Source organism: Ramlibacter paludis (genome assembly GCF_022012305.1).
Taxonomy (GTDB): domain Bacteria; phylum Pseudomonadota; class Gammaproteobacteria; order Burkholderiales; family Burkholderiaceae_C; genus Ramlibacter; species Ramlibacter paludis.
The window spans coordinates 737,948-758,166 of the sequence record NZ_JAKLTM010000002.1 but is presented as its reverse complement, the minus strand read 5'-3'; the positions used below and the strand labels follow the sequence as shown (position 1 = coordinate 758,166).

The window sequence follows — 20,219 nt, the reverse complement described above, 5'->3', positions numbered from 1 at the left end:
ACAGCCTAAGAAGTTGCAGAATATGACTACTTGTGTCAAAGTGTTGCAAACGGAAGAGTAGCGAGAGGCAGTAATGGATTCGCACGACGGCGGCTGGCACGACCGCATGTACAACAACCGGGAGCTGGTGCCGGACCACGGGGAGTTCCTGGCGCGCTGGGCCGAATCGTCATCCCGCGCGCGTGCCGCCAACCCTTGCCACCTGGACCTGCGCTACGGCGACCAGCCTGGCGAAACGCTCGACGTGTTCCCGGCGCCGCAGCCGAACGCGCCGGTGCTGGTCTTCATCCACGGCGGCTACTGGCGCGCGCTGGACAAGGCCGACCACTCCTTCATCGCGCCGTCGTTCACCCGGGACGGCGCCTGCGTGGTGATCCCCAACTACGCACTGGCGCCGGCCGTCACGGTGCCGCAGATCACGCTGCAGATGGTGCGGGCCGTCGCCTGGACTTTCCACAACATCGCGCGCTTCGGCGGCGACCCGCGCCGCATCAAGGTGGCGGGGCATTCCGCGGGCGGCCAGCTGGCGGCCATGCTGCTGACCTGCCAGTGGGCGCAGCACGACGCCGCCTTGCCGCGTGACCTCGTGCGCGAGGCGCTGGCGATCTCCGCGCTGCACGACCTGGAACCGATCATGCGCGCGCCCTTCCTGCAGCAGACGCTGGCGCTGACGCCACAGCAGGTGGCGCAGGCCAGCCCGGCGCGGCTGCCGGCGCCGCGGCAGGGGACGCTGTATTCGGTGGTGGGCGGTGCGGAGAGCGAGGAGTACCTGCGCCAGAACCGCCTGATCCACGAGGCCTGGGGCCCGCGCCGCGTGCCGGTGTGCGAGGCGCTGCCGGGGCGGCACCACTTCAGCGTGCTGGATGCGCTGGTGGAGCCGAGCCATCGGCTGCACCAGCTGGCGCTGGACCTGCTGCGGGTCTGAAGAAAAGCCGCGCGCTGCGCGGCCCCTGGATGGATCCCTGCCTGCGCAGGGATGACGCGGCTACGCCCCGCGTGCGGGGCCGCGCGCGTCACATGAGCAGGTGTTCGCCTGCGTTGTCCCCGCCCAGGATCACGTAGTTCACCTTGCGCACGTCCGCCAGCTTCGTCCCGCCCGCATAGCTGATCGACGACTGCAGGTCCTCCTGCATCTCCTTCAGCGTGTCGGCCAGCTTGCCCTTCACCGGCTCGAGGATGCGCTTGCCTTCCACGTGCTTGTACTCGCCCTTGTTGAAGTCCGAGGCGCTGCCGTAGTACTCCTTGAACAGGCGGCCGTCGACTTCCACCGTCTGGCCGGGCGATTCCTCGTGGCCGGCCAGCATGGAGCCGACCATCACCATCGTCGCGCCGAAGCGGATGCTCTTGGCGATGTCGCCGTTCTCGCGGATGCCGCCGTCGGCAATGATCGGCTTGGTCGCGACGCGGGCGCACCACTTCAGCGCCGACAACTGCCAGCCGCCGGTGCCGAAGCCGGTCTTCATGCGCGTGATGCAGACCTTGCCCGGCCCGATGCCGACCTTGGTGGCGTCGGCGCCCCAGTTCTCGAGGTCGATCACCGCTTCCGGCGTGCCGACGTTGCCGGCGATCACGAAAGTCGAAGGCAGCTTCTTCTTCAAGTGGAAGATCATGTTCTTCACCGTGTCGGCGTGGCCGTGCGCGATGTCGATCGTGACGTATTCCGGCGCCAGGCCGGCGGCGGCCAGCTGGTCCACCACCTCGTAGTCGGCCGGCTTCACGCCCACCGAGATCGAGGCGAAGGCCCCCGCTTCCTTCATCTGCCGGGTGAAGGCGACGTTGTCCAGGTCGAAGCGGTGCATGACGTAGAAGTAGCCGTTCTTCGCCAGCCACAGGCAGATCTTCTCGTCCACCACCGTCTTCATGTTGGCCGGCACGACCGGCAATTTGAATTTGCGCCCGCCGAGCTCCATCGAGGGGTCGCATTCCGAACGGCTTTCCACGCGGCACTTGCGCGGCAGCAGCAGGACCTTGTCGTAGTCGAAGATTTCCATTTGATTCCAGGCTCCGGATGACTGTTGAAAAACAGGTTGAGCGCTTGGATCGTGCCCGGCTTGCGCGGTGGAGGGCCCACCAACGAAAAACCGGGCCACAAATGCTTGGGCCCGGTGACTGATTCTACTGCGCTGCCTTCACGGGGAACATTCGGTTTGCGTGATAGCCCTTATCGCGCCGTGCCCATCGGCCAGCACCGCCACCAGCCGCAGGCGGTCGGTACGGCTGCCTTCGTGGATCTGCATCGCGCGGTCCTCGGCCACCAGGTCGCGCGGGCGGGACATCACCTTGTCCCACTCGGGCCGGAACACGTTGCGCACCAGGTTGCGCGGCACCGGGCTGCCCTCCAGCCCGGCCGGCAATTTTTCCACCAGCAGCAGCCAGGCGCGCCAGCGTTCGCGGCCCGGCTGCTTCAGGGTCATCGAGGTGCCGATGTAGTCGTTGAAGGCCTCGCCCTGCGCCAGGCGCAACTGCGCGGCCGGGCCTCCGCGCGCCAGCGTCACGCTGGCCGTGCGTTCGGGCGAGGGCAGCTTGAGTTCGTAGAGCCGGTCCAGCGCTTCGTCCAGCGCCACCGAGGCCAGCGGCGCGTCCTCGCCCTTGCGGCCTGGCAGCACCCAGTCGAGCGCGAGCGTGCCCGGCGCCGCCTTCGGCGTGGCGGGGTCCTGCCAGCAATCGGCGCAATCGGCGTTGACGAAGCGCTCGAGCACGGCCCGGGGCTGCGGCACGTTGTCGCTGGTGCAAAGGGCATGGGCGACCGGCGCCAGGGCCAGCAAGCCCAGCAGGACGCAGCAGGAAGGAAGCAGGCGGAGCATTTGGGGACGGCAGGCTTTCTACAATGCCCTATGTTCCCAGAAGTTGCCGCCGAATCCCCGCTGCTCGCCAATCTCAATCCTGAACAGCGCGCGGCGGTCACTCTGCCGTCCGAGCACGCGCTGATCCTGGCGGGCGCCGGGTCGGGCAAGACCCGCGTCCTCACCACCCGCATCGCCTGGCTGCTGGCCACGGGCCAGATCGGGCCCGCGAACGTGCTGGCTGTCACCTTCACCAACAAGGCCGCCAAGGAAATGATGACGCGGCTGCAGGCCATGCTGCCCGTCAACGTGCGCGGAATGTGGATCGGAACCTTCCACGGCCTGTGCAACCGCTTCCTGCGCGCGCACTACAAGCTGGCCGGGCTGCCGCAGGGCTTCCAGATCCTGGACACGCAGGACCAGCTCTCGGCCATCAAGCGCCTGATGAAGCAGCACAACGTCGACGACGAGCGCTTCCCGGCCAAGGAGACCCAGTGGTCCATCGCCGGCTGGAAGGAAGAGGGTCTGCGGCCCAACATGGTCGAAGTGCGCACCGAGGAGGATCGGCGGAAGGTCGAGATCTACCAGCTGTACGAGGAGCAGTGCCAGCGCGAAGGCGTCGTGGACTTCGCCGAACTCATGCTGCGCAGCTACGAGCTGCTGCGCGACAACGACCCGATCCGCGAGCACTACCAGCGCCGCTTCCACCACATCCTGGTCGACGAGTTCCAGGACACCAACAAGCTGCAGTACGCGTGGCTCAAGATGTTCGCCGGCCCGTCGAACTCGGTGTTTGCCGTCGGCGACGACGACCAGAGCATCTACGCCTTCCGCGGCGCGCGCGTGGGCAACATGGCCGACTTCGTGCGCGAGTTCACGGTGGCGCACCAGATCAAGCTGGAGCAGAACTACCGCAGCTTCAGCAACATCCTCGACTCCGCCAATGCGCTGATTTCGCACAACAAGACCCGCCTGGGCAAGAACCTGCGCACCGACCAGGGTCCCGGCGAGCCGGTGCGCGTGTACGAGTCGCCTACCGACATGGCCGAGGCGCAGTGGATGGTCGAAGAGATCCGCCACCTGGTGCGCGAGGATTTCCCGCGCCACGAGATCGCCGTGCTCTATCGCAGCAACGCGCAGAGCCGGGTGATCGAGACGGCGCTGTTCAATGCGGCCGTGCCGTACCGCGTCTACGGCGGCCTGCGCTTCTTCGAGCGCGCCGAGATCAAGCACGCGTTGAGCTACCTGCGGCTGCTGGAGAATCCGCAGGACGACACCAGCTTCCTGCGCGTGGTGAATTTCCCGGCGCGCGGCATAGGCGCGCGCACCATCGAGCAGCTGCAGGACGCGGCGCGCGTGGCCGGCACTTCGCTGCACGACGCGGTGACGGGCACCACCGGCAAGGCCGGCGCGAACCTGGCGGCGTTCGTGCAGAAGATCGACGCGATGCGCGTGGAGACCGAGGGCCTGACCTTGCGCGAGATCATCGAGGTGATGCTCCAGCGCAGCGGGCTGGTCGACCACTACAAGGCCGAGCGCGACGGCGGCGACCGCATCGAGAACCTGGAAGAACTGGTGAACGCGGCGGAGAGCTTCGTCACCCAGGAAGGCTTCGGCCGTGATGCGGTGGCGCTGCCGGTCGACGAGCTCGGTGGCACCGTGCTGCGCCAGTCGCCCGCCAGCCAGGGCCTGGACCCGAGCTTGCCGGAAATCAACGAGCCGGCGCCCGACTACGTGCCGCCCGATGCCGAGACCGGCGAGACCTTGTCGCCGCTGGCGGCCTTCCTCACGCACGCCGCGCTGGAGTCGGGCGACAACCAGGCGCAGGCCGGCCAGGACGCCGTGCAGCTGATGACGGTGCATGCGGCCAAGGGCCTCGAGTTCGACGCCGTCTTCGTGACCGGCCTGGAAGAGGGCCTGTTCCCCAGCGAACGCTCGCTATCCGACTACGAGGGCCTGGAAGAAGAGCGGCGCCTGATGTACGTGGCGATCACGCGCGCGCGCAAGCGCCTCTACCTCAGTTATTCGCAGACGCGACTGCTGCACGGCCAGACCCGCTACAACGTCAAGAGCCGCTTCTTCGAGGAGCTGCCGGAGTCGGCGCTGAAGTGGCTGACGCCCAAGAACCAGAACTTCGGCGGTTCGTCCTTCGGCTACGGCATGGGCTATCCGAGCACGCGCTACGCCGGTGGGGGTTCAGGCTATGGGCGTGGTGGCAGCAGCAGCGGCAGCGGCAGCGGCAGCGGCAGCGAGACCTTCGCCAGCCCGCCGGTGCCGCCGCAGAAGGCGGAGCCGGCCCACGGCCTGAAGCCGGGACTGAAGGTCTTCCACGCCAAGTTCGGCGAGGGGACGGTGCTGACCCTGGAAGGTTCGGGGCAGGACGCGCGGGCGCAGATCAATTTCCCGCGGCACGGGGCCAAGTGGCTGGCCCTGTCGGTGGCGAAGCTGACGCCGGTGCCTTGAACGCCGGAGCCGGCGCTCAGTCGGCGTACAGCCAGTCGCTCTTCGGCAGTCCCGCGAGGAACTCGCAGGCCTCGGCCACGCAGCCGTTCTGCACGGCCCACTCCGCCTGCTCGCGGAAGCACATGCGCTTGGCCGACGGCGGCGTCGCGGCCCAGGCGGACCCGGTGAGCGGCGGCGAGGGCAACGGCTGCCGGCCGGCGTGATCCTGCAACAGCCGGAAGAACTCCAGCCAGCGCGTGGGCTGGGGGCAGACCCGGTTGTCCTTGCGCAGTTCGGCCATCAGCTCGTACTCTCCGGCTTCCACGGGTGCGAGGCTCAGCTCGGTGCGGGGCGGGGTGGGGCGGGCGCTGAGCGGCATCGGTTCGGTCGGCGCGTCGAAGTCGCCGCCGGGCGGCAGGGTCATCGGCATCGTCGACGCCGGCTCCGTGTCCGCGAACTGTGAAGGCTTCCTGCCCCAGAGCGGCTTGTTCATGCTTCCTCCCTCAGGAAGTGATTGGGTCGAAGCATTGTAACAATGGCTTACAGAATTGCAACAGAGTCAACATTAAGTTCTCTCTTCACCAGGAGCGAAGCATGAAGGAATCCCTGTTGCTGGCAGCTTTGCTGGCTGCCGCCGGTCCGGCCTCGGCCGTCGACACCGTGGAGCCCGCGCCTGCCCGGCGCGCCACGCCGGCCCGCCAGGTCGACCGCCTGGCAACGGCCCGCAGCGCCATCGCGCTGAAGGACTGGGACGGTGCCATGCGCGAATTGACGGTGGCGGTGCGCGAGCAGCCGCAGAACGCCGACGTGCACAACCTCCTGGGCTACACCTACCGCAAGCGGGCCAGCCCGGACATGGCGAAGGCGTACGAGCACTACGGCATGGCGCTGAAGATCAACCCGCAGCACAAGGGCGCGCACGAATACATCGGCGAGGCCTACCTGATCGACAGGAAGCCGCAGCAGGCCGAGCAGCACCTGGCCGAACTCGAGCGCATCTGCGGCGGCCGCGACTGCGAGGAGTACCAGGACCTCGCGAAGTCCATCGCCGAGTACAAGTCGAAGCTGCAGTGACGGGCAGCTTCGTCCCCGCGCAGGCGGGGACCCAGTTCCCAATCAGCGCGGCGTCAGCGGATGCTGCTGGCCCGGGTCCATGTAGCCCGAGCCGTCCTTCACGCCCTTGCGGCCGGCGGCCTGCCAGGCCGTCTGCTGGCCCACCAGGCCGGCGAGGAATTCCAGTTCCTCGTCGGTGTGGTTGATCGCCAGCGCCGGGGTCAGCATGCGGCCCGCGCGCGGCTGCGCCTCGCCCCAGAAGGACTGGTGGTACATCGATTGCGACACGAAGCGCTCGCCGGCGGCCGACATGTCGACGGTGCCGTAGCAGTTGCAGAAGTAGCTGCGGTAGCCCTGGTCGGCAAACACCTCGGTGTAGACGCCGGTGCCGCGGATGCCCGCGGTCAGCGTCGGCGTGACGATCTGGCGGTTGCTGCCGCGGCCCCACACGCTGACCACGGCGCCCGTCAGCATGCGCAGCACGCTGATGGTGTTGAGCGTCTGGCCCCGTTCCACGGTGATGCGCGAGTTCTCGCGCACGTGCAGCGCCGCGTTGCCGATCACGAAGGAGAGGTTGGAGCCCGGCCCGGTCTCGATGCGGTCGCCGGTCTGGATCGACTGCTGGCGCCGCAGCGGCTGGCCATTGAGCAGCGCGTCGCCCTGCATCTCGACGACGTTGCTGCGCTGCTGCGCGTGCGCGGCCGCGAAGCCGCCCCCGGCCGTCCAGGCCAGCGCGCCCTGCAGCACGCTGCGGCGGCGAAACCAGAGCACTTCGTCTTCGGTGCGTCCTTGCAGGATGTGGCTGCTCATCGCGGTTCTCCTCGTTGGTTATCGGATTCTTCGGCGTCCGCGACGAAGCTGTCGCGGAACGAGAAATACATCGACGTGAACAGCATCGCCAGGAAGACGATGCTGAAGGGCGCCAGGAACTGCAGCATCACCACCCGGTTGCCGCCCGACACCAGCAGCAGCAGGATCAGCAGCAGCGACAGCAGCAGGAACCAGGTGGCGGCGTAGGTGACGAAGGCGCGGATGTTGCGCCAGAAGGCGATGGCGCTGAAGAACAGGCTCTTGCCGGGCGTGATGCCGTGCCAGTAGACCAGCGCCGGCGCGAAGGCAAAGAGCACCAGCAGCGGCAGTTGCAGCACGAAGGCCACGAGGATCACGGGCGACAGCTGCACCTTGGCCGGCGCCGACGCCGTGGCCTCGGTGGCCTGGATCGCGGGGCCGGGGAAGAAGAGGGCCAGCGCGCCCAGCAGCACCACGAGGATGGTGACGTGCATCAGCCCCAGCACCAGCATCGCGCGGCTGCAGGCGGGATTGGCGCGGAAGCCCGCGATGAACACGGAGGGCATCGGGAAGATGCCGTTGGTGACGCGGTCGGCGGCGACGAACATGCCCAGCGTCGCGGCCGGCGTCAGCACTGCCAGGGCCACGACGCCGACGAAGGGAATCGCCGCCAGCAAGGCATACGCCGCCCCGTACATGAAGACGAGGCCCGTGAGGCCGAGGGGCTGGCGGAAGAAGGTCTGGATGCCGAGCTTGACCCATTGGATGCCGGTGCGTGCGGGGACGATGTTGAGTTTCACGAACGGATACGCGGCAGGTGCGGGTTTCGATGCAGGTTTGTGCAGACTATCCGCCGGAGCGGGGCAAGTGCGTGAAAAAGTTGACGCAAGTCGCCACGGCGGGCGTCAGAGCGTGCTCGCCGCAACAGGATGGGCGACGCGCTGGCGCAGGACCCGCTCGAAATGGGTCGGGTCGTGCGCCTTGAGCATCGAGGCCTCGCGCGGCAGGTGGAAGTCCCACAGGCGCGAGATCCAGAAGCGCAGCGCCCCGGCGCGCAGCATCGCCGGCAGCAGTTGCCGCTCCGCCGCGGCCAGCGGCCGCACCGCGGCATAGGCCCGGACGAAGGCGCTCGCGCGTTCGGGATCGTGGGTGCCGGTCGGCAGGTCGATCGCCCAGTCGTTCAGGCACACGGCCAGGTCGAACAGCCAGGCATCGACGCCGGCGAAATAGAAGTCGAAGAAGCCGGTGAGCTGGCCGTCCTCGAACATCGTGTTGTCGCGGAACAGGTCCGCATGCACGGGCCCGCGCGGCAGGGCGCGGTAGGCCGAGCTGGAGGCGACGTGGTTCTGGAAGGCCAGCTCGCTGCGCAGGAGGGCCGCCTGCGGCTCGGTGACGAAGGGCAGCACCACCGGCACCGTTTCGTTCCACCAGGGCAGGCCGCGCAGGTTGGGCTGGTGCCGGTTGTAGTCGCGGCCGGCCAGGTGCATGCGGGCCAGCATGGTGCCCACCTGCGCGCAGTGGTCGGCGCTGGGCGCCAGCTCGTGCCGGCCCTCCAGCTTGTTGACCAGCGCCGCCGGCTTGCCCGCCACGGTGTGCAGGATGTCGCCGCTGGCGTCGGCGGCCGGGTCCGGAACCGGGATGCCGTGCTGCGCCAGGTGCTTCATCAGGTGCAGGTAGAAGGGCAGCTGCTCGAAGGTGAGGCGCTCGAACAGCGTCAGCACGAACTCGCGCTCGCCCAGCACGTCGCGCGCCGTGACGAAGTAGTTGGTGTTCTCGATGCCGCTCTGGATGCCGCGCAGCGAGGCCAGCTCGCCCAGCTTCAGCGCGCGCAGCAGCGCGCCGGCCTCGTCTTCCGAGACTTCCGTGAAAACCGCCATCTCAGAATCCGAAGACGTTCCAGACGCGCTGGCTGCGGCCGGCCAGGCCTTCGCGGCTGTCGGCCGGGCGCGTGCGCGCCATGTCGCTCGGCTGGATCTCGTAGCCCGGCACGGCGGCCTTGGGCTGCACCTTCACCGACTTGGTCTGGCCGCCCACGCGCAGTTCGTCGATGGTGGCGTGGTCGTCCTCGGCATGCAGCCGCTCGATCTTCTGGTTGTGGCGCGGCTCGCCGTCGGGCTCGCGGGTGAGGGGAGCCTGGGCCTGCGCGAGCGCGGCCACGGGGAATGCCAGTGCCAACAGGAACGGGATCGAACGCATGCGGCCATTGTAGGCCGTGGTGAGGAACGAACCGCGGCACGTGCCGCAGGCACAATCCCCCTCCTATGAGCGAGACGGACGAAGTTCCCACCCCCGAACCCAAGACCCTGCTGCTGGTCGACGGCTCCAGCTACCTGTACCGGGCCTTCCATGCCATGCCGGACCTGCGTGCCGTGCCGGGCGACCCCGCGAGCCCGGCCACCGGCGCCATCCGCGGCATGATCAACATGATGACGAAGCTGCGGCGCGACGTGCGCGCCGACTACGCCGTCTGCGTGTTCGACGCGCCGGGCAAGACTTTCCGCGACGACCTCTATCCCGACTACAAGGCGACGCGCTCGCCGATGCCGCCGGACCTGCGCGCGCAGATCGACCCGATCCACGAGGTGGTGCGCCTGCTTGGCTGGAAGGTGCTGAACGTCCCCGGCGTCGAAGCCGACGACGTGATCGGCACGCTGGCCTGCGTGGGGACGACCCACGGACTGCAGACGGTGATTTCCAGCGGCGACAAGGACCTGTCGCAGCTGGTGAACGAGAACGTGGTGGTGATCGACACCATGAACGACCGCAAGCGCGACATGGCCGGCGTGGAGGCCGAGTTCGGCGTGCCGCCGCGGCTGATGGTGGACTACCAGACGCTGGTCGGCGACTCGGTCGACAACGTGCCGGGCGTCGACAAGGTCGGCCCGAAAACCGCGGTGAAGCTGCTGACCGAATACGGCTCGCTCGACAACCTGGTCGCGCGCGCCGCCGAAGTGAAAGGCGCCGTCGGCGAGAACCTGCGCAAGGCGCTGGACTGGATCCCCAAGGGCCGCGCGCTGGTGACCATCCGCACCGACTGCGACCTGAAGGACCACATTGCCGGCTTCCCGGCGCTGGAAGACATCGTCATCGGCGGCCAGGACGTCGAGGGCCTGAAGGGCTTCTACGAGCGCTACGGCTTCAAGGGCCTGGTCAAGCAGCTGGAGTCGCACGACGTGCCGCCGGAACTGCTGGAGGAGCACAAGAGCCGCAGGAAGGTCGGCCCGGGCAGCACCGGCGGCCTGTTCGAGGAGCCGGACCTGAGCGGCCTGTCGCAGGCCACCAACCTGCACTACGACACCGTCTTCACCTGGGAAGAGTTCAATCCCTGGCTGGAACGCATCGAAGCCGCGCAGCTGGTGGCGCTGGATACCGAGACCAACTCGCTGGACGAGATGAAGGCCGAGATCGTCGGCCTGTCCTTCAGCACCGAGCCGGGCCTTGCCTGCTACATCCCGCTGGCGCACGACTATCCCGGCGCGCCCGACCAGCTGCCGCGCGACGAGGTGCTGGCGAAGCTGAAGCCATGGCTGGAAAACCCCGAGAAGCACAAGCTGGGGCAGCACGTGAAGTACGACCGCCACGTGTTCGCCAACCACGGCATCGAGGTGCGCGGCTACGTGCACGACACCATGCTGCAAAGCTACGTGCTCGAAGTGCACAAGCCGCACGGGCTCGCGAGCCTCGCCGAGCGCCACCTGGGCCGCAGCGGCATCGACTACGAAACCATCGCCGGCAAGGGCGCGCACCAGATCACCTTCAACCAGGTCTCGATCGACAAGGCCTCCGAGTATTCCTGCGAGGACTCGGACCAGACCCTCGACGTGCACCTGGCGCTGTGGCCCAAGCTGGAGCGCGACGCCAAGCTGAAATTCATCTACGACCTGGAGATGGAGTCCAGCGAGGCGCTGTACCGCGTGGAGCGCAATGGCGTCCTGATCGATGCGACCGCGCTCGCCCAGCAAAGCAACGAGCTGGGCAGCCGCATGATGCAGCTGGAGCGCGAGGCGCACGACCTGGCCGGGCAGCCCTTCAACCTGGGCAGCCCCAAGCAGATCGGCGAAGTGCTGTTCGTGAAACTGGGCTTGCCGGTGAAGCGCAAGACCGCGAGCGGCGCGCCGAGCACGGACGAAGAGGTGCTGCAGGAACTGGCCGAGGACTACCCGCTGCCGGCCAAGCTGCTGGAGCACCGCAGCCTGTCGAAGCTGAAAGGCACTTACACCGACAAGCTGGCGCAGCTGGCGCATCCGCGCACGGGCCGCGTGCACACGCACTACGCGCAGGCGGTGGCGGTGACGGGGCGCCTGTCGTCCAACGACCCCAATCTGCAGAACATCCCGGTGCGCACCGTCGAAGGCCGGCGCGTGCGCGAGGCCTTCATCGCGCCGCCGGGGCACCGCATCGCGAGCGCCGACTACAGCCAGATCGAGCTGCGCATCATGGCGCACATCAGCGAGGACGAGGCGCTGCAGCGCGCCTTCCGCGAGAACCTGGACGTGCACCGCGCCACCGCGGCCGAAGTGTTCGGCGTGGCGCTGGAGGAAGTGTCGAGCGAGCAGCGCCGCTACGCCAAGGTGATCAACTTCGGCCTGATCTACGGCATGAGCAGCTTCGGGCTGGCGCGCAACCTCGGCATCGAGACGGCGGCGGCCAAGAACTACATCGAGCGCTATTTCATGCGCTATCCGGGCGTGAAGCAGTACATGGACGAGACGCGGCTGTCGGCCAAGAGCCGCGGCTACGTGGAAACCGTGTTCGGCCGGCGCCTGTACCTGCCCGAGATCAACTCACCCAACGGCCCGCGCCGCGGCAGCGCCGAGCGCCAGGCCATCAACGCGCCGATGCAGGGCACGGCGGCCGACCTGATCAAGCTGGCGATGTGCAAGGTGCAGGACGTGCTGGACCGCGAGCAGCGCCGCACGAAGATGATCATGCAGGTGCACGACGAACTGGTGTTCGAAGTGCCCGAGGACGAGGTCGACTGGGTGAAGGCCGAGATCCCCCGCCTGATGGCCGGCGTCGCGGAACTGCGCGTGCCGCTGCTGGCCGAGATCGGGGTGGGGGCGAACTGGGAAGAGGCGCACTGACGCCGCTATTTCTTCTCCGACCACAGCTCCCCACCCGTCGCCCAATCCGTCTTCTTGATGTCGAAGAGGATCACGTCGACGCTCTCGGCCTTGCTGCCCAGGGTTTCGACGCAGGCTTGCGTGAGCGCCTGGACGAGGTTCTTCTTCTGTTCCGGCGTGCGGCCTTCGAACATCTCGACGCGGATGGTGGGCATGGGGTTCTCCTTCGTTTGCCTGCCGCGGATTGTGCCTAGACTTGCGCCGCATGAACCGCTCCATGAACCGCCGCACCGCACTGAAGGCCGCCCTCGGCGTGGGCTACGCCGCCGCCGCCGCTCCCCTGGTCGCCCAGACCGCCATCCGCACGTCCTCCGAAGGCCTCGTCACCGGCGAGATCACGTACGAGGTGGACGGCTTCCGGGTGCCGGCCTTCCGCGCCGCGCCGGCCGGCCGCAGCAAGCTGCCGGTGGTGCTGGTGGTGCACGAAGTCTTCGGCGTGCACGAATACATCGCCGACACGGCCCGGCGCTTCGCCCGCGCCGGCTACCTCGCCATCGCGCCGGAGCTGTTCGCGCGCCAGGGCGACCCGGGCAGCTATGGCGAGCTCGCGAAGCTGATGGCCGAAGTCGTGTCGCAGGCGCCCGATGCGCAGGTGCTGGCCGACCTCGATGGGGCGCTGCGCTGGGCGGGCGCGAACGGCGGCGACGTGCAGCGCGCGGCGATCACGGGCTTCTGCTGGGGCGGGCGCATCACCTGGCTGTATGCGGCGCAAGGCCCCGTGAAAGCCGGCGTGGCCTGGTACGGACGCCTGGTCGGCACGCCCAACGCCTTGCAGCCACGCAACCCGGTCGACATCGCGGCGCAGCTGCGCGCGCCGGTGCTCGGGCTCTATGGCGGGGCCGACACCGGCATCCCGCTTGACACGGTTGATAAGATGAAGGCTGTCCTCGCGACCGGCACGCCGGCCGCGCGGGCCTCGCAGTTCGTCGTCTATCCCGACACGCCGCACGCCTTCCACGCCGACTACCGCCCCAGCTTCCGCCCGGGGCCGGCCGAGGACGGCTTCCAGCGCGCGCTGGCCTGGATGCAGGCGAACGGCGCGGCCTGATCCCCATTCACTAGCCGCCGCAGCCGCCTGGAAGAGGCGGCTTTCCATGACCACTGCCTTCACCATCGTGTTAGCCACCTTCGCCGCCGGCATCGGCAGCGTGTGGCTCGCCGCCGGCCTCATGCGCCTGGGCTGGGGACCGGAGCCGCGCGTGCGCGGCTTGAAGGAGCAGCACCTCCTGAGCCTCGCCGCGGGCGCGCTGCTGGCCACCTCGTTCATGCACCTGCTGCCCGAGGCGCTGGAGAGCAGGGCCGGTCCCAAGCCGCTGTTCGCGGTGCTGCTGGTGGGCCTGGTGTTCTTCTTCCTCCTGGACAAGGCGGAGCTCTGGCACCACGGGCACGAGCACCATCACGACGCCGGCGAGGGCGAGCATGACCATCACGGTCACGATCACCATTCGCATCCGCCCGCGCGCAGCGGCGGCTGGGCCGTGCTCACCGGCGACAGCGTGCATTGCTTCGGCGACGGCATCCTCATCGCGTCGGCCTTCATCGCCAACCGCCATCTCGGGCTGGTGGCCGCGCTGGCGGTGCTCGCGCACGAGGTGCCGCACCATATCGGCGACCTCGCGGTGCTGCGCCAGACCAGCCGCAACCGGCGCGCCGCGCTGGTGAAGGTCACGCTCGCCGGCGCGGTCACGCCCCTGGGCGGACTGGTGGGCTGGTGGCTCGTCGACCAGCTGGTGGGTTACCTGCCGTACTTCCTGGTCGTGGCCAGCAGCAGCTTCATCTACGTGGCGCTGGCCGACCTGATCCCGCAACTGCAGAGGCGGTTGGGCGCGCGCGAAACGCTCGCGCAGATCGCCTGGTTGCTCGGCGGCATCGCGCTCGTCACCATCGTGAGTACTTTCGCCCACGCGCACTGAACACGGCGCAAAAGCAGTCCTACGGCCAAGCGGAACTTGTCCGACAAGCTCGTTCCCTGCAGCGTCCTAAGGTTGTGGATCGAAGGAGGCAACACCTCCCTCACAACGACCCACTTCCTGAAGGAGATCAGATGGCTTCGCGTGATTACGACGACCGCGACCGGCAAGGCCGCTGGGGCAGCGACCAGCAGCAGCAGGACCGCGGCCAGGGCTACGGCGGCAACAACCAGCAGCAGGGCGGCGGCTACGGCTCGCAGGGTTCGCAGGTATCGCAGGGCTACGGCCAGCGGTCCGGATCGGAGTTCGGCGGCCAGCAGTCGTCGGGCTATGGCGGCTACGGCGGCGAGAACCACGGCTACGGCCGCGGCAGTTCCGGCGGCGAGTACGGCGGCGGCCATCAGGGCAGCTGGGGCCGGGGTGAGGCGGGCCGCGAGTTCGGCGGCGACCGCGGCGGCATGCAGCAGTCCGGCTACGGCAGCAGCTACGGCGGCAGCACCTACGGGCAAGGCAGCGGCTACGGCGGCGGCAGCCAGGGCTTCGGCGACAACCAGGGCTACGGCGGCGGCAGCCAGGGCTATGGCCAGTCGGGCCAGCGTTATGGCCAGGGTGGCGGCGGCAGCTGGGGCGGCCAGGCCAGCCAGGGCGACTGGGGCCGTTATGGCGGCCAGCAATCCAGCTGGAGCGGCGGCGTCGGCCAGCAAGGCGGATACGGCCAGGGCGGCGGCTACAGCAGCGGCGGCCAGGGCTACGGCCAGATGGGCGGTGGCGGCGGCCAGGGCTACACCGGCGGCAGCTACGGCGGCGGCAGCCAGGGCTATGGCGGCGGCGGCCAGCACAGTAGCGCCAATTACGGCGGCCAGGGCGACACCTACTACCAGGGCAGCTACGGCAGCCGTGGCGGCTCCATGGGCGGCCAGGGCCAGGGCTACGGTGGCGGCAGCCAGGGCTACGTGTCGGGCGTGCAGCAGGGCTACGGTGGCGGTTACGGCAGCGGCCAGCGCCAGCACGACCCCGAGTACCACCAGTGGCGCGAGGAGCAGATCCGCAACCTCGACAACGACTACCAGTCGTGGCGCGAGGAGCGCTACAAGAAGTTCAGCGACGACTTCAGCAGCTGGCGCAGCAGCCGCAGCGGCGGCCAGGGCCAGAACCAGGGCGGCGGCATGAGCGGCGGCGGCGCGAGCGGCAGCTCGGGCTCCGGCAGCTACGGCTCCACCGGCCAGAGCGGCTCCAGCAGCCTGTCGGGTAGCGCGGGCAGCAGCGGCAGCTCGGGAACGTCCTCGTCGTCCAAGACCAAGTGATGCGCAGGCGCGCATGACCACCGCGGCGCCGTCACCGGCGCCGCTTTCATTTCGGGAGAACGAAGAATGAACAAGATCGCTTACGTCGCCGCCGCAGCGCTGGCCCTCGCGCTGGGCGCGGCCCAGGCCCAATCCGCGGCGCCCGGCGCCGGCAGTTCCATGACGGGCGGCCAAGCCGCCCCCGCGGCGCAGCCCGGCACGGGCACGCGCAACATGCCGGACGCGAAGAACAAGCTGGCGCGCGCCGACCGCAAGTTCATCGAGAACGCGGCCGAGGGCGGCATGTTCGAGGCGCAAGCCGGGCAGCTGGGCGCATCCAAGGCCAGCGACGCGCAGGTGAAGAGCTTCGCCAGCATGCTGGTCGACCAGCACACGGCGGCCAATAACGAGCTGGTGAAGCTGGCCAACGCGAAGGGCGTGGAACTGCCGGCGGTACCCGGCCACGGCATGCGGCGCGACATCGACAAGCTCGGCAAGCGCAACGGCGCCGACTTCGACGAGCACTTCGTGCGCGAGGTCGGCATCAAGGCGCACGAGAAGACCATCAAGATGTTCGAGAAGGCCGGCAAGGACGTGAAGGATGCGGAGCTCAAGGCTTTCATCGACAAGACGCTGCCGAGCTTGCGCGACCACCTCGCCATGGCGCAGAAGCTGCCGCAGGCCGGCAAGAAGGGCGCTTGAGCCCTATCATCGGCGCGTGAACACGCTTCGTCTTTCCCGCGCGCCCTTCATCGCTGTCGCGCTGCTGCTGGCGGCCTCGCTGCCGCCCGCCGCGCTGGCCCAGCTCTCGCCCCAGTACTCGCGCGACGCGAGGCCGCTGCCGCCCGCGCAGCGGCAGGAGCGCTACTTCCTGCAGCAGTCGTCGGCCCACGTCCGGCTGCAGGCCGAGGCGTCGCAGCTCGCGCTGGCGCGCAGCAACAATCCGGCGGTGAAGGAGCTGGCCAAGCTGGTGCTCGCGCGGCACCGCACGGCGCAGCCCGAGGTGCTGCGCATGCTGCAGTCGCGCGGCATGGCCATGCCCCTCAGCACCAACGAGGCGAACAAGCTGATCAAGCAGCTGTCCAAGCTCAAGGGCGCGCAGTTCGATCGGCTCTATGTCGAGGAGGCGGTGCTGCGCACCTACCAGATGGACGTGGTGAACTACGAGAAGATGGCGACGCAGGCCGAGGACTCGGTGCTCAAGGCCTGGGTCGAGCGGCAGCTGCCGGTGCTGCGCACCCACGTGGAGCAGGCTTCGCGGGCCTTGCCGGGCGCGTCCCTGCGCGGGCAGCGCGCCGTCTGATCCTCACTTCACCGGCTTGGGGTTGTAGCCCGTCACGCGCCAGCGGCCGTCGCTCTCGCGCACCGTGGTCACGATCTCGTGGACGTTCTCGTTCTTGTACTGGCTGGCGAACAGCACGGTGACGTACTGGCCGTCGGGCCGGCCCGGCAGGCTGGTCTTGTAGATCGCTTCCACGGCCTGGCGTTCGACCAGCGCGCCATAGGGCTGGCGCACCTTGGGAATCGCATCCATCCACGAGCCGAGCGGCACAGTCTGGCGGAACACGGCGCTCGAGGCGTCCCAGGCCGTGCCCCAGTCCTGGCGATCCAGCAGCAGCAGCCAGCCCTGGGCGGCGTTCTTGCCCGCGGTTTCCAGTTCGGCGTTGGCGCTGGCGGCAGCCTGCGGCGCCGCGGCGGGGGCCTGAGCCTGCACGGCGGCGGTGGCGGAAAGGGCCAGGGTGAGCGAGGCGAGGAAGAAAATCGGCTTCATCCGGGGAAGTCTAGCGGCTGCCAACCGGCCTTCCGGCGCGGTACAAGGTTTTACCGGTCGTTTACGGCCAGCAGTTTTCGCATCATGCGCGCGCCGGCCTGGCCCTGGTCTTCGTGGTTGGTGTTGAAGACCACGTGCACCTTGCCGGCCTGCGTGCCCAGGTGGCGGACCTCGGGCACCATCGCCGCCAGTTCGTCCTGGCTGTAGCTGTAGTCGAAGCGGCTGGACGAGGCCGCCAGGCCCTTGCGGTTCCAGGCTTCCTGGTTGCGCCCGTGCAGGCGCACCAGCGCAAGCTGCGGGTTCGTCACTTCCCAGATGCAGGGCACGCAGTTGGCAAAGCCCTGCGGCGAGTCGACCACCGTGTGGACCAGGCCGAGGCTGCGTTCCCAGTCCAGCGTGGCGTCCACGTGGTCGTCCGCGAACCAGCTCTGGTGCCGGAACTCCGCCGCCACGAGATGCCCTGCCATCTGCTCCGCGCAGTGTTCGACGTGCGCGATGCCGACGCGGTTGCGCATCACCCAGGGCGCGAACTGGAGGTGCACGGCGCCGAGCTTGCCCGCGTCGCGCAAGGGCGCGAGTGCTTCGTGGAAGCGGCGCCAGAGTTCCTCGCGGATGTCCTGCGGCAGGTCGGCGTAATACAGCGTGCGTGCAAACGCCGGCCCCAGCGCCTGCTGGATGTCCTTGTGCAGCACCTTCGGGTCGGTCTGGTGGCCGGTGAAGAGGCGGAAGGCCTTGATGTTGAAGGTGAAGCCGTCCGGCGTGCGCTCGGCCCACAGCTGCGTGTTCTGCGGCGTCGGCATGCCGTAGTAGCTGGAGTCCACTTCCACCAGCGGGAACTGCTGCGCGTAGAAGCGCAGGCGCTGCTCGGCGGAGTTGCAGCCGGGTGGGTAGAAGCGGCCGCAGGCGATGAGGGTGGGGTCGGTCCAGGATGCGGACCCCGTCAGGATGGTACCGGTCACTGTACTAATATACAGTTCCAGGAAGCCCCATGCAGTACCCAGACCCCCTCGCCACCCTCAACCCGCAACAGCGCGAAGCCGCCACCCACGGCACGGGCGACAGCGCCGGCGACACGCGCCCGCTGCTGGTGATCGCGGGTGCCGGCTCGGGCAAGACCAACACGCTGGCGCATCGCGTCGCCAACCTGATTCGCCATGGCGCCGACCCGCAGCGGATGATGCTGCTCACCTTCAGCCGGCGCGCCGCGCAGGAGATGGAGCGCCGCGTCGGCGGCGTGCTGCAGCAGGCGCTGGGCCTGCAGAACACGGCCGCCTTGCCCAACCTGCCGTGGAGCGGCACCTTCCACGGCCTGGGCGCGCGGCTGCTGCGCGAGTACGCGCCGCGCATCGGGCTGGAGGACAGCTTCACCATCCACGACCGCGGCGACTCCGAGGACCTGATGGGCCTGGTGCGCCACGAGATCGGCTTCTCCGAAACGAAGAAGCGCTTCCCGCTCAAGGGAACCTGCATGGGCATCTACTCGCGCGTCCTCAACACGCGCGACCCGCTGCCGCTGGTGCTGCAGTCGGTCTACCCGTGGTGCACGCAGTGGGAGGACGAGCTGAAGAAGCTGTTCGGCGCCTACGTCGAGGCCAAGCAGCAGCAGAACGTGCTGGACTACGACGACCTGCTCGGCTTCTGGGCCGACATGATGGCCGAACCCACGCTGGCCGCGGAAAGCGGCGGGCGCTTCGACCACCTGCTGGTCGACGAGTACCAGGACACCAACAGGCTGCAGTCGGAGATCATCCTCGGCATGAAGCCGACGGGGCAGGGCGTGACCGTGGTGGGCGACGACGCGCAGAGCATCTACTCCTTCCGCGGCGCCACGGTGCGCAACATCCTCGACTTCCCGCGCCAGTTCACGCAGGAGGCGCGCATCGTCACGCTGGAGCGCAACTACCGCAGCACCGCGCCCATCCTCGATGCGAGCAACGCAGTGATCGCGGCAGCGCGCGAGCGGCATGCGAAGAACCTGTTCACCGACAAGGCCTCGAGCCAGCGCGCGCAGCTGGTGCTGGTGCCCGACGAAGCGCAGCAGGCGCGCTGGGTCGCCGACCAGGTGCTGCGCCAGCGCGAGGCGGGCAGCACGCTCAAGTCGCAGGCGGTGCTGTTCCGCACCAGCCACCACAGCGCGGCGCTGGAACTGGAGCTCGCCCGCCGCAACATCCCCTTCGTCAAGTTCGGCGGCCTGAAATTCCTGGAGGCGGCGCACGTGAAGGACGTGATGGCGCTGCTGCGTTTCGCCCAGAATCCGCGCGGGCGCATGGCCGGCTTCCGCGTCGCCCAGCTGGTGCCCGGCATAGGCGCCGCCACCGCGACGCGCCTGCTCGAAGCGATGGGCGAAGCCAGCGACCCGCAGCAGGCCCTGCAAGCCTTCGAGCCGCCGGCGCAGGCCAAGGAGGAATGGGCGCAGCTGGCGGCGCTGTTCGCCAAGCTGGATGATCCCGAGCTCGCCTGGCCCGCCGACATGGAACTGGCCAAGAGCTGGTACCTGCCGCAGCTCGAACGCATGCACGACGACGCGCAGGTGCGCAAGCTGGACGTCGAGCAGCTCGCCCGCCTGGCCGCCGGCTACGGCAGCCGCGAGCGCTTCCTCACCGAACTCACGCTCGATCCGCCTGACGCCACCAGCGACCAGAGCGGCCCGCCGCATCGCGACGAGGACTACCTGATCCTCTCCACCATCCACAGCGCCAAGGGCCAGGAATGGAAGGCCGTGCACGTGCTGAACTGCGTCGACGGCTGCATCCCCAGCGACATGGCCACGGGCACCACCGAGGAACTGGAAGAGGAGCGGCGGCTGCTGTACGTGGCGATGACGCGCGCCAGGGAGCACCTGCACCTGCTGGTGCCGCAGCGCTTCTACGTCACCCAGCAAAGCGGAGGCGGCGACCGGCACATGTATGCGGGCCGCACCCGCTTCATCGCGCCCGGCATGGTGCAGCACTTCGAGGAAGTCACCTGGCCCGAGGCGGTGCCGCAGGCCGCGCTGGAAGTGAAGCCCCAGGCGCCGCTGCTGCAAGTCCGGGCCCGGGCCCGTGCTGCATGGAAATAGCGGGCGG

General features: G+C 68.8%; 20 protein-coding genes. 10 read left to right on the top strand and 10 right to left on the bottom strand.

The genetic code is table 11. From position 1 onward, the window contains the following. Nucleotides 1-73: 73 nt before the first annotated feature. Complete coding sequence (locus LZ009_RS10285; protein ID WP_275697815.1) at nt 74-925, top strand: alpha/beta hydrolase; 852 nt, start codon at nt 74-76, stop codon at nt 923-925. A gap of 88 nt (nt 926-1,013) precedes the next feature. On the opposite strand, the gene LZ009_RS10280 is transcribed toward LZ009_RS10285, so the two are convergent. Then, complete coding sequence (locus LZ009_RS10280; protein WP_275697814.1) at nt 1,014-1,991, bottom strand: GMP reductase; 978 nt, start codon at nt 1,989-1,991, stop codon at nt 1,014-1,016. Nucleotides 1,992-2,129: 138 nt separating this feature from the next. Continuing rightward, nucleotides 2,130-2,804: a hypothetical protein gene (locus LZ009_RS10275; protein WP_275697813.1), complete on the bottom strand. Its 675-nt coding sequence runs from the start codon at nt 2,802-2,804 to the stop codon at nt 2,130-2,132. 30 nt (nt 2,805-2,834) lie between these two features. Here LZ009_RS10275 and LZ009_RS10270 point away from each other — a divergent pair, with 30 nt between their 5' ends. Next, the gene (locus LZ009_RS10270; RefSeq protein WP_275697812.1) at nt 2,835-5,246 is read left to right on the top strand and encodes a UvrD-helicase domain-containing protein; all 2,412 of its coding nucleotides are present in this window, start codon (nt 2,835-2,837) and stop codon (nt 5,244-5,246) included. Between the two features lie 16 nt (nt 5,247-5,262). Here LZ009_RS10270 and LZ009_RS10265 read toward each other — a convergent pair whose 3' ends face one another. Then, nucleotides 5,263-5,718 carry a hypothetical protein gene (locus LZ009_RS10265; protein ID WP_275697811.1) on the bottom strand — a complete coding sequence of 152 codons (456 nt, stop codon included), beginning with the start codon at nt 5,716-5,718 and terminating at the stop codon, nt 5,263-5,265. Nucleotides 5,719-5,819: 101 nt separating this feature from the next. Between LZ009_RS10265 and LZ009_RS10260 the strand changes: the two genes are divergently transcribed. Further along, the gene (locus tag LZ009_RS10260) at nt 5,820-6,299 is read left to right on the top strand and encodes a hypothetical protein (RefSeq protein WP_275697810.1); all 480 of its coding nucleotides are present in this window, start codon (nt 5,820-5,822) and stop codon (nt 6,297-6,299) included. 42 nt (nt 6,300-6,341) lie between these two features. On the opposite strand, the gene LZ009_RS10255 is transcribed toward LZ009_RS10260, so the two are convergent. The 4 genes from LZ009_RS10255 to LZ009_RS10240 all read right to left on the bottom strand — a co-directional run bounded on the left by LZ009_RS10255 (nt 6,342) and on the right by LZ009_RS10240 (nt 9,263). Next, nucleotides 6,342-7,088, bottom strand: a complete 747-nt coding sequence (locus LZ009_RS10255) for a FecR domain-containing protein (RefSeq protein WP_275697809.1) — start codon at nt 7,086-7,088, stop codon at nt 6,342-6,344. Further along, nucleotides 7,085-7,867 (bottom strand): BPSS1780 family membrane protein, encoded by a 783-nt coding sequence (locus LZ009_RS10250; protein ID WP_275697808.1) that lies wholly within the window; start codon nt 7,865-7,867, stop codon nt 7,085-7,087. Before LZ009_RS10250 ends, LZ009_RS10255 begins: the two co-directional genes overlap by 4 nt. Before the next feature lie 105 nt (nt 7,868-7,972). After that, entirely contained in the window at nt 7,973-8,944 is a 972-nt protein-coding gene (locus LZ009_RS10245; RefSeq protein ID WP_275697807.1) for a homoserine kinase, read from the bottom strand. Between the two features lies 1 nt (nt 8,945). Next, nucleotides 8,946-9,263 (bottom strand): hypothetical protein, encoded by a 318-nt coding sequence (locus tag LZ009_RS10240; RefSeq protein WP_275697806.1) that lies wholly within the window; start codon nt 9,261-9,263, stop codon nt 8,946-8,948. 65 nt (nt 9,264-9,328) lie between these two features. Here LZ009_RS10240 and polA point away from each other — a divergent pair, with 65 nt between their 5' ends. Then, nucleotides 9,329-12,151 carry a DNA polymerase I gene (gene polA, locus LZ009_RS10235; RefSeq protein WP_275697805.1) on the top strand — a complete coding sequence of 941 codons (2,823 nt, stop codon included), beginning with the start codon at nt 9,329-9,331 and terminating at the stop codon, nt 12,149-12,151. 5 nt (nt 12,152-12,156) lie between these two features. On the opposite strand, the gene LZ009_RS10230 is transcribed toward polA, so the two are convergent. Further along, complete coding sequence (locus tag LZ009_RS10230; RefSeq protein ID WP_275697804.1) at nt 12,157-12,345, bottom strand: 4-oxalocrotonate tautomerase; 189 nt, start codon at nt 12,343-12,345, stop codon at nt 12,157-12,159. A gap of 50 nt (nt 12,346-12,395) precedes the next feature. Here LZ009_RS10230 and LZ009_RS10225 point away from each other — a divergent pair, with 50 nt between their 5' ends. The 5 genes from LZ009_RS10225 to LZ009_RS10205 all read left to right on the top strand — a co-directional run bounded on the left by LZ009_RS10225 (nt 12,396) and on the right by LZ009_RS10205 (nt 16,686). Continuing rightward, complete coding sequence (locus tag LZ009_RS10225; protein ID WP_275697803.1) at nt 12,396-13,238, top strand: dienelactone hydrolase family protein; 843 nt, start codon at nt 12,396-12,398, stop codon at nt 13,236-13,238. 46 nt (nt 13,239-13,284) lie between these two features. Then, the gene (locus LZ009_RS10220) at nt 13,285-14,103 is read left to right on the top strand and encodes a ZIP family metal transporter (protein WP_275697802.1); all 819 of its coding nucleotides are present in this window, start codon (nt 13,285-13,287) and stop codon (nt 14,101-14,103) included. 131 nt (nt 14,104-14,234) lie between these two features. Beyond that, the gene (locus LZ009_RS10215; RefSeq protein ID WP_275697801.1) at nt 14,235-15,404 is read left to right on the top strand and encodes a hypothetical protein; all 1,170 of its coding nucleotides are present in this window, start codon (nt 14,235-14,237) and stop codon (nt 15,402-15,404) included. A 66-nt stretch (nt 15,405-15,470) separates the two neighbouring features. Then, nucleotides 15,471-16,085, top strand: a complete 615-nt coding sequence (locus LZ009_RS10210; RefSeq protein ID WP_275697800.1) for a DUF4142 domain-containing protein — start codon at nt 15,471-15,473, stop codon at nt 16,083-16,085. Nucleotides 16,086-16,101: 16 nt separating this feature from the next. Beyond that, entirely contained in the window at nt 16,102-16,686 is a 585-nt protein-coding gene (locus tag LZ009_RS10205; RefSeq protein WP_275697799.1) for a DUF4142 domain-containing protein, read from the top strand. A gap of 3 nt (nt 16,687-16,689) precedes the next feature. On the opposite strand, the gene LZ009_RS10200 is transcribed toward LZ009_RS10205, so the two are convergent. Both LZ009_RS10200 and LZ009_RS10195 read right to left on the bottom strand, forming a co-directional pair. After that, a complete protein-coding gene (locus LZ009_RS10200) occupies nt 16,690-17,154 on the bottom strand; it encodes a DUF4019 domain-containing protein (protein WP_275697798.1) in 465 nt (154 codons plus the stop codon). A 50-nt stretch (nt 17,155-17,204) separates the two neighbouring features. Beyond that, nucleotides 17,205-18,113, bottom strand: coding sequence for a DUF72 domain-containing protein (locus LZ009_RS10195; protein ID WP_275697797.1), 909 nt, complete (start codon nt 18,111-18,113; stop codon nt 17,205-17,207). Between the two features lie 29 nt (nt 18,114-18,142). On the opposite strand from LZ009_RS10195, the gene LZ009_RS10190 reads away from it, so the two are divergent. Continuing rightward, a complete protein-coding gene (locus LZ009_RS10190; RefSeq protein WP_275697796.1) occupies nt 18,143-20,212 on the top strand; it encodes an ATP-dependent helicase in 2,070 nt (689 codons plus the stop codon). The last annotated feature ends 7 nt before the right edge of the window (nt 20,213-20,219 follow it).

Bases quoted from the DNA above. Each gene is read 5' to 3' on its own strand.
- LZ009_RS10285 (WP_275697815.1), top strand. From the start codon at position 74: ATGGATTCGCACGACGGCGGCTGGCACGACCGCATGTACAACAACCGG.
- LZ009_RS10280 (WP_275697814.1), bottom strand. From the start codon at position 1,991: ATGGAAATCTTCGACTACGACAAGGTCCTGCTGCTGCCGCGCAAGTGC.
- LZ009_RS10275 (WP_275697813.1), bottom strand. From the start codon at position 2,804: ATGCTCCGCCTGCTTCCTTCCTGCTGCGTCCTGCTGGGCTTGCTGGCC.
- LZ009_RS10270 (WP_275697812.1), top strand. From the start codon at position 2,835: ATGTTCCCAGAAGTTGCCGCCGAATCCCCGCTGCTCGCCAATCTCAAT.
- LZ009_RS10265 (WP_275697811.1), bottom strand. From the start codon at position 5,718: ATGAACAAGCCGCTCTGGGGCAGGAAGCCTTCACAGTTCGCGGACACG.
- LZ009_RS10260 (WP_275697810.1), top strand. From the start codon at position 5,820: ATGAAGGAATCCCTGTTGCTGGCAGCTTTGCTGGCTGCCGCCGGTCCG.
- LZ009_RS10255 (WP_275697809.1), bottom strand. From the start codon at position 7,088: ATGAGCAGCCACATCCTGCAAGGACGCACCGAAGACGAAGTGCTCTGG.
- LZ009_RS10245 (WP_275697807.1), bottom strand. From the start codon at position 8,944: ATGGCGGTTTTCACGGAAGTCTCGGAAGACGAGGCCGGCGCGCTGCTG.
- LZ009_RS10240 (WP_275697806.1), bottom strand. From the start codon at position 9,263: ATGCGTTCGATCCCGTTCCTGTTGGCACTGGCATTCCCCGTGGCCGCG.
- polA (WP_275697805.1), top strand. From the start codon at position 9,329: ATGAGCGAGACGGACGAAGTTCCCACCCCCGAACCCAAGACCCTGCTG.
- LZ009_RS10230 (WP_275697804.1), bottom strand. From the start codon at position 12,345: ATGCCCACCATCCGCGTCGAGATGTTCGAAGGCCGCACGCCGGAACAG.
- LZ009_RS10225 (WP_275697803.1), top strand. From the start codon at position 12,396: ATGAACCGCTCCATGAACCGCCGCACCGCACTGAAGGCCGCCCTCGGC.
- LZ009_RS10220 (WP_275697802.1), top strand. From the start codon at position 13,285: ATGACCACTGCCTTCACCATCGTGTTAGCCACCTTCGCCGCCGGCATC.
- LZ009_RS10215 (WP_275697801.1), top strand. From the start codon at position 14,235: ATGGCTTCGCGTGATTACGACGACCGCGACCGGCAAGGCCGCTGGGGC.
- LZ009_RS10210 (WP_275697800.1), top strand. From the start codon at position 15,471: ATGAACAAGATCGCTTACGTCGCCGCCGCAGCGCTGGCCCTCGCGCTG.
- LZ009_RS10200 (WP_275697798.1), bottom strand. From the start codon at position 17,154: ATGAAGCCGATTTTCTTCCTCGCCTCGCTCACCCTGGCCCTTTCCGCC.
- LZ009_RS10190 (WP_275697796.1), top strand. From the start codon at position 18,143: ATGCAGTACCCAGACCCCCTCGCCACCCTCAACCCGCAACAGCGCGAA.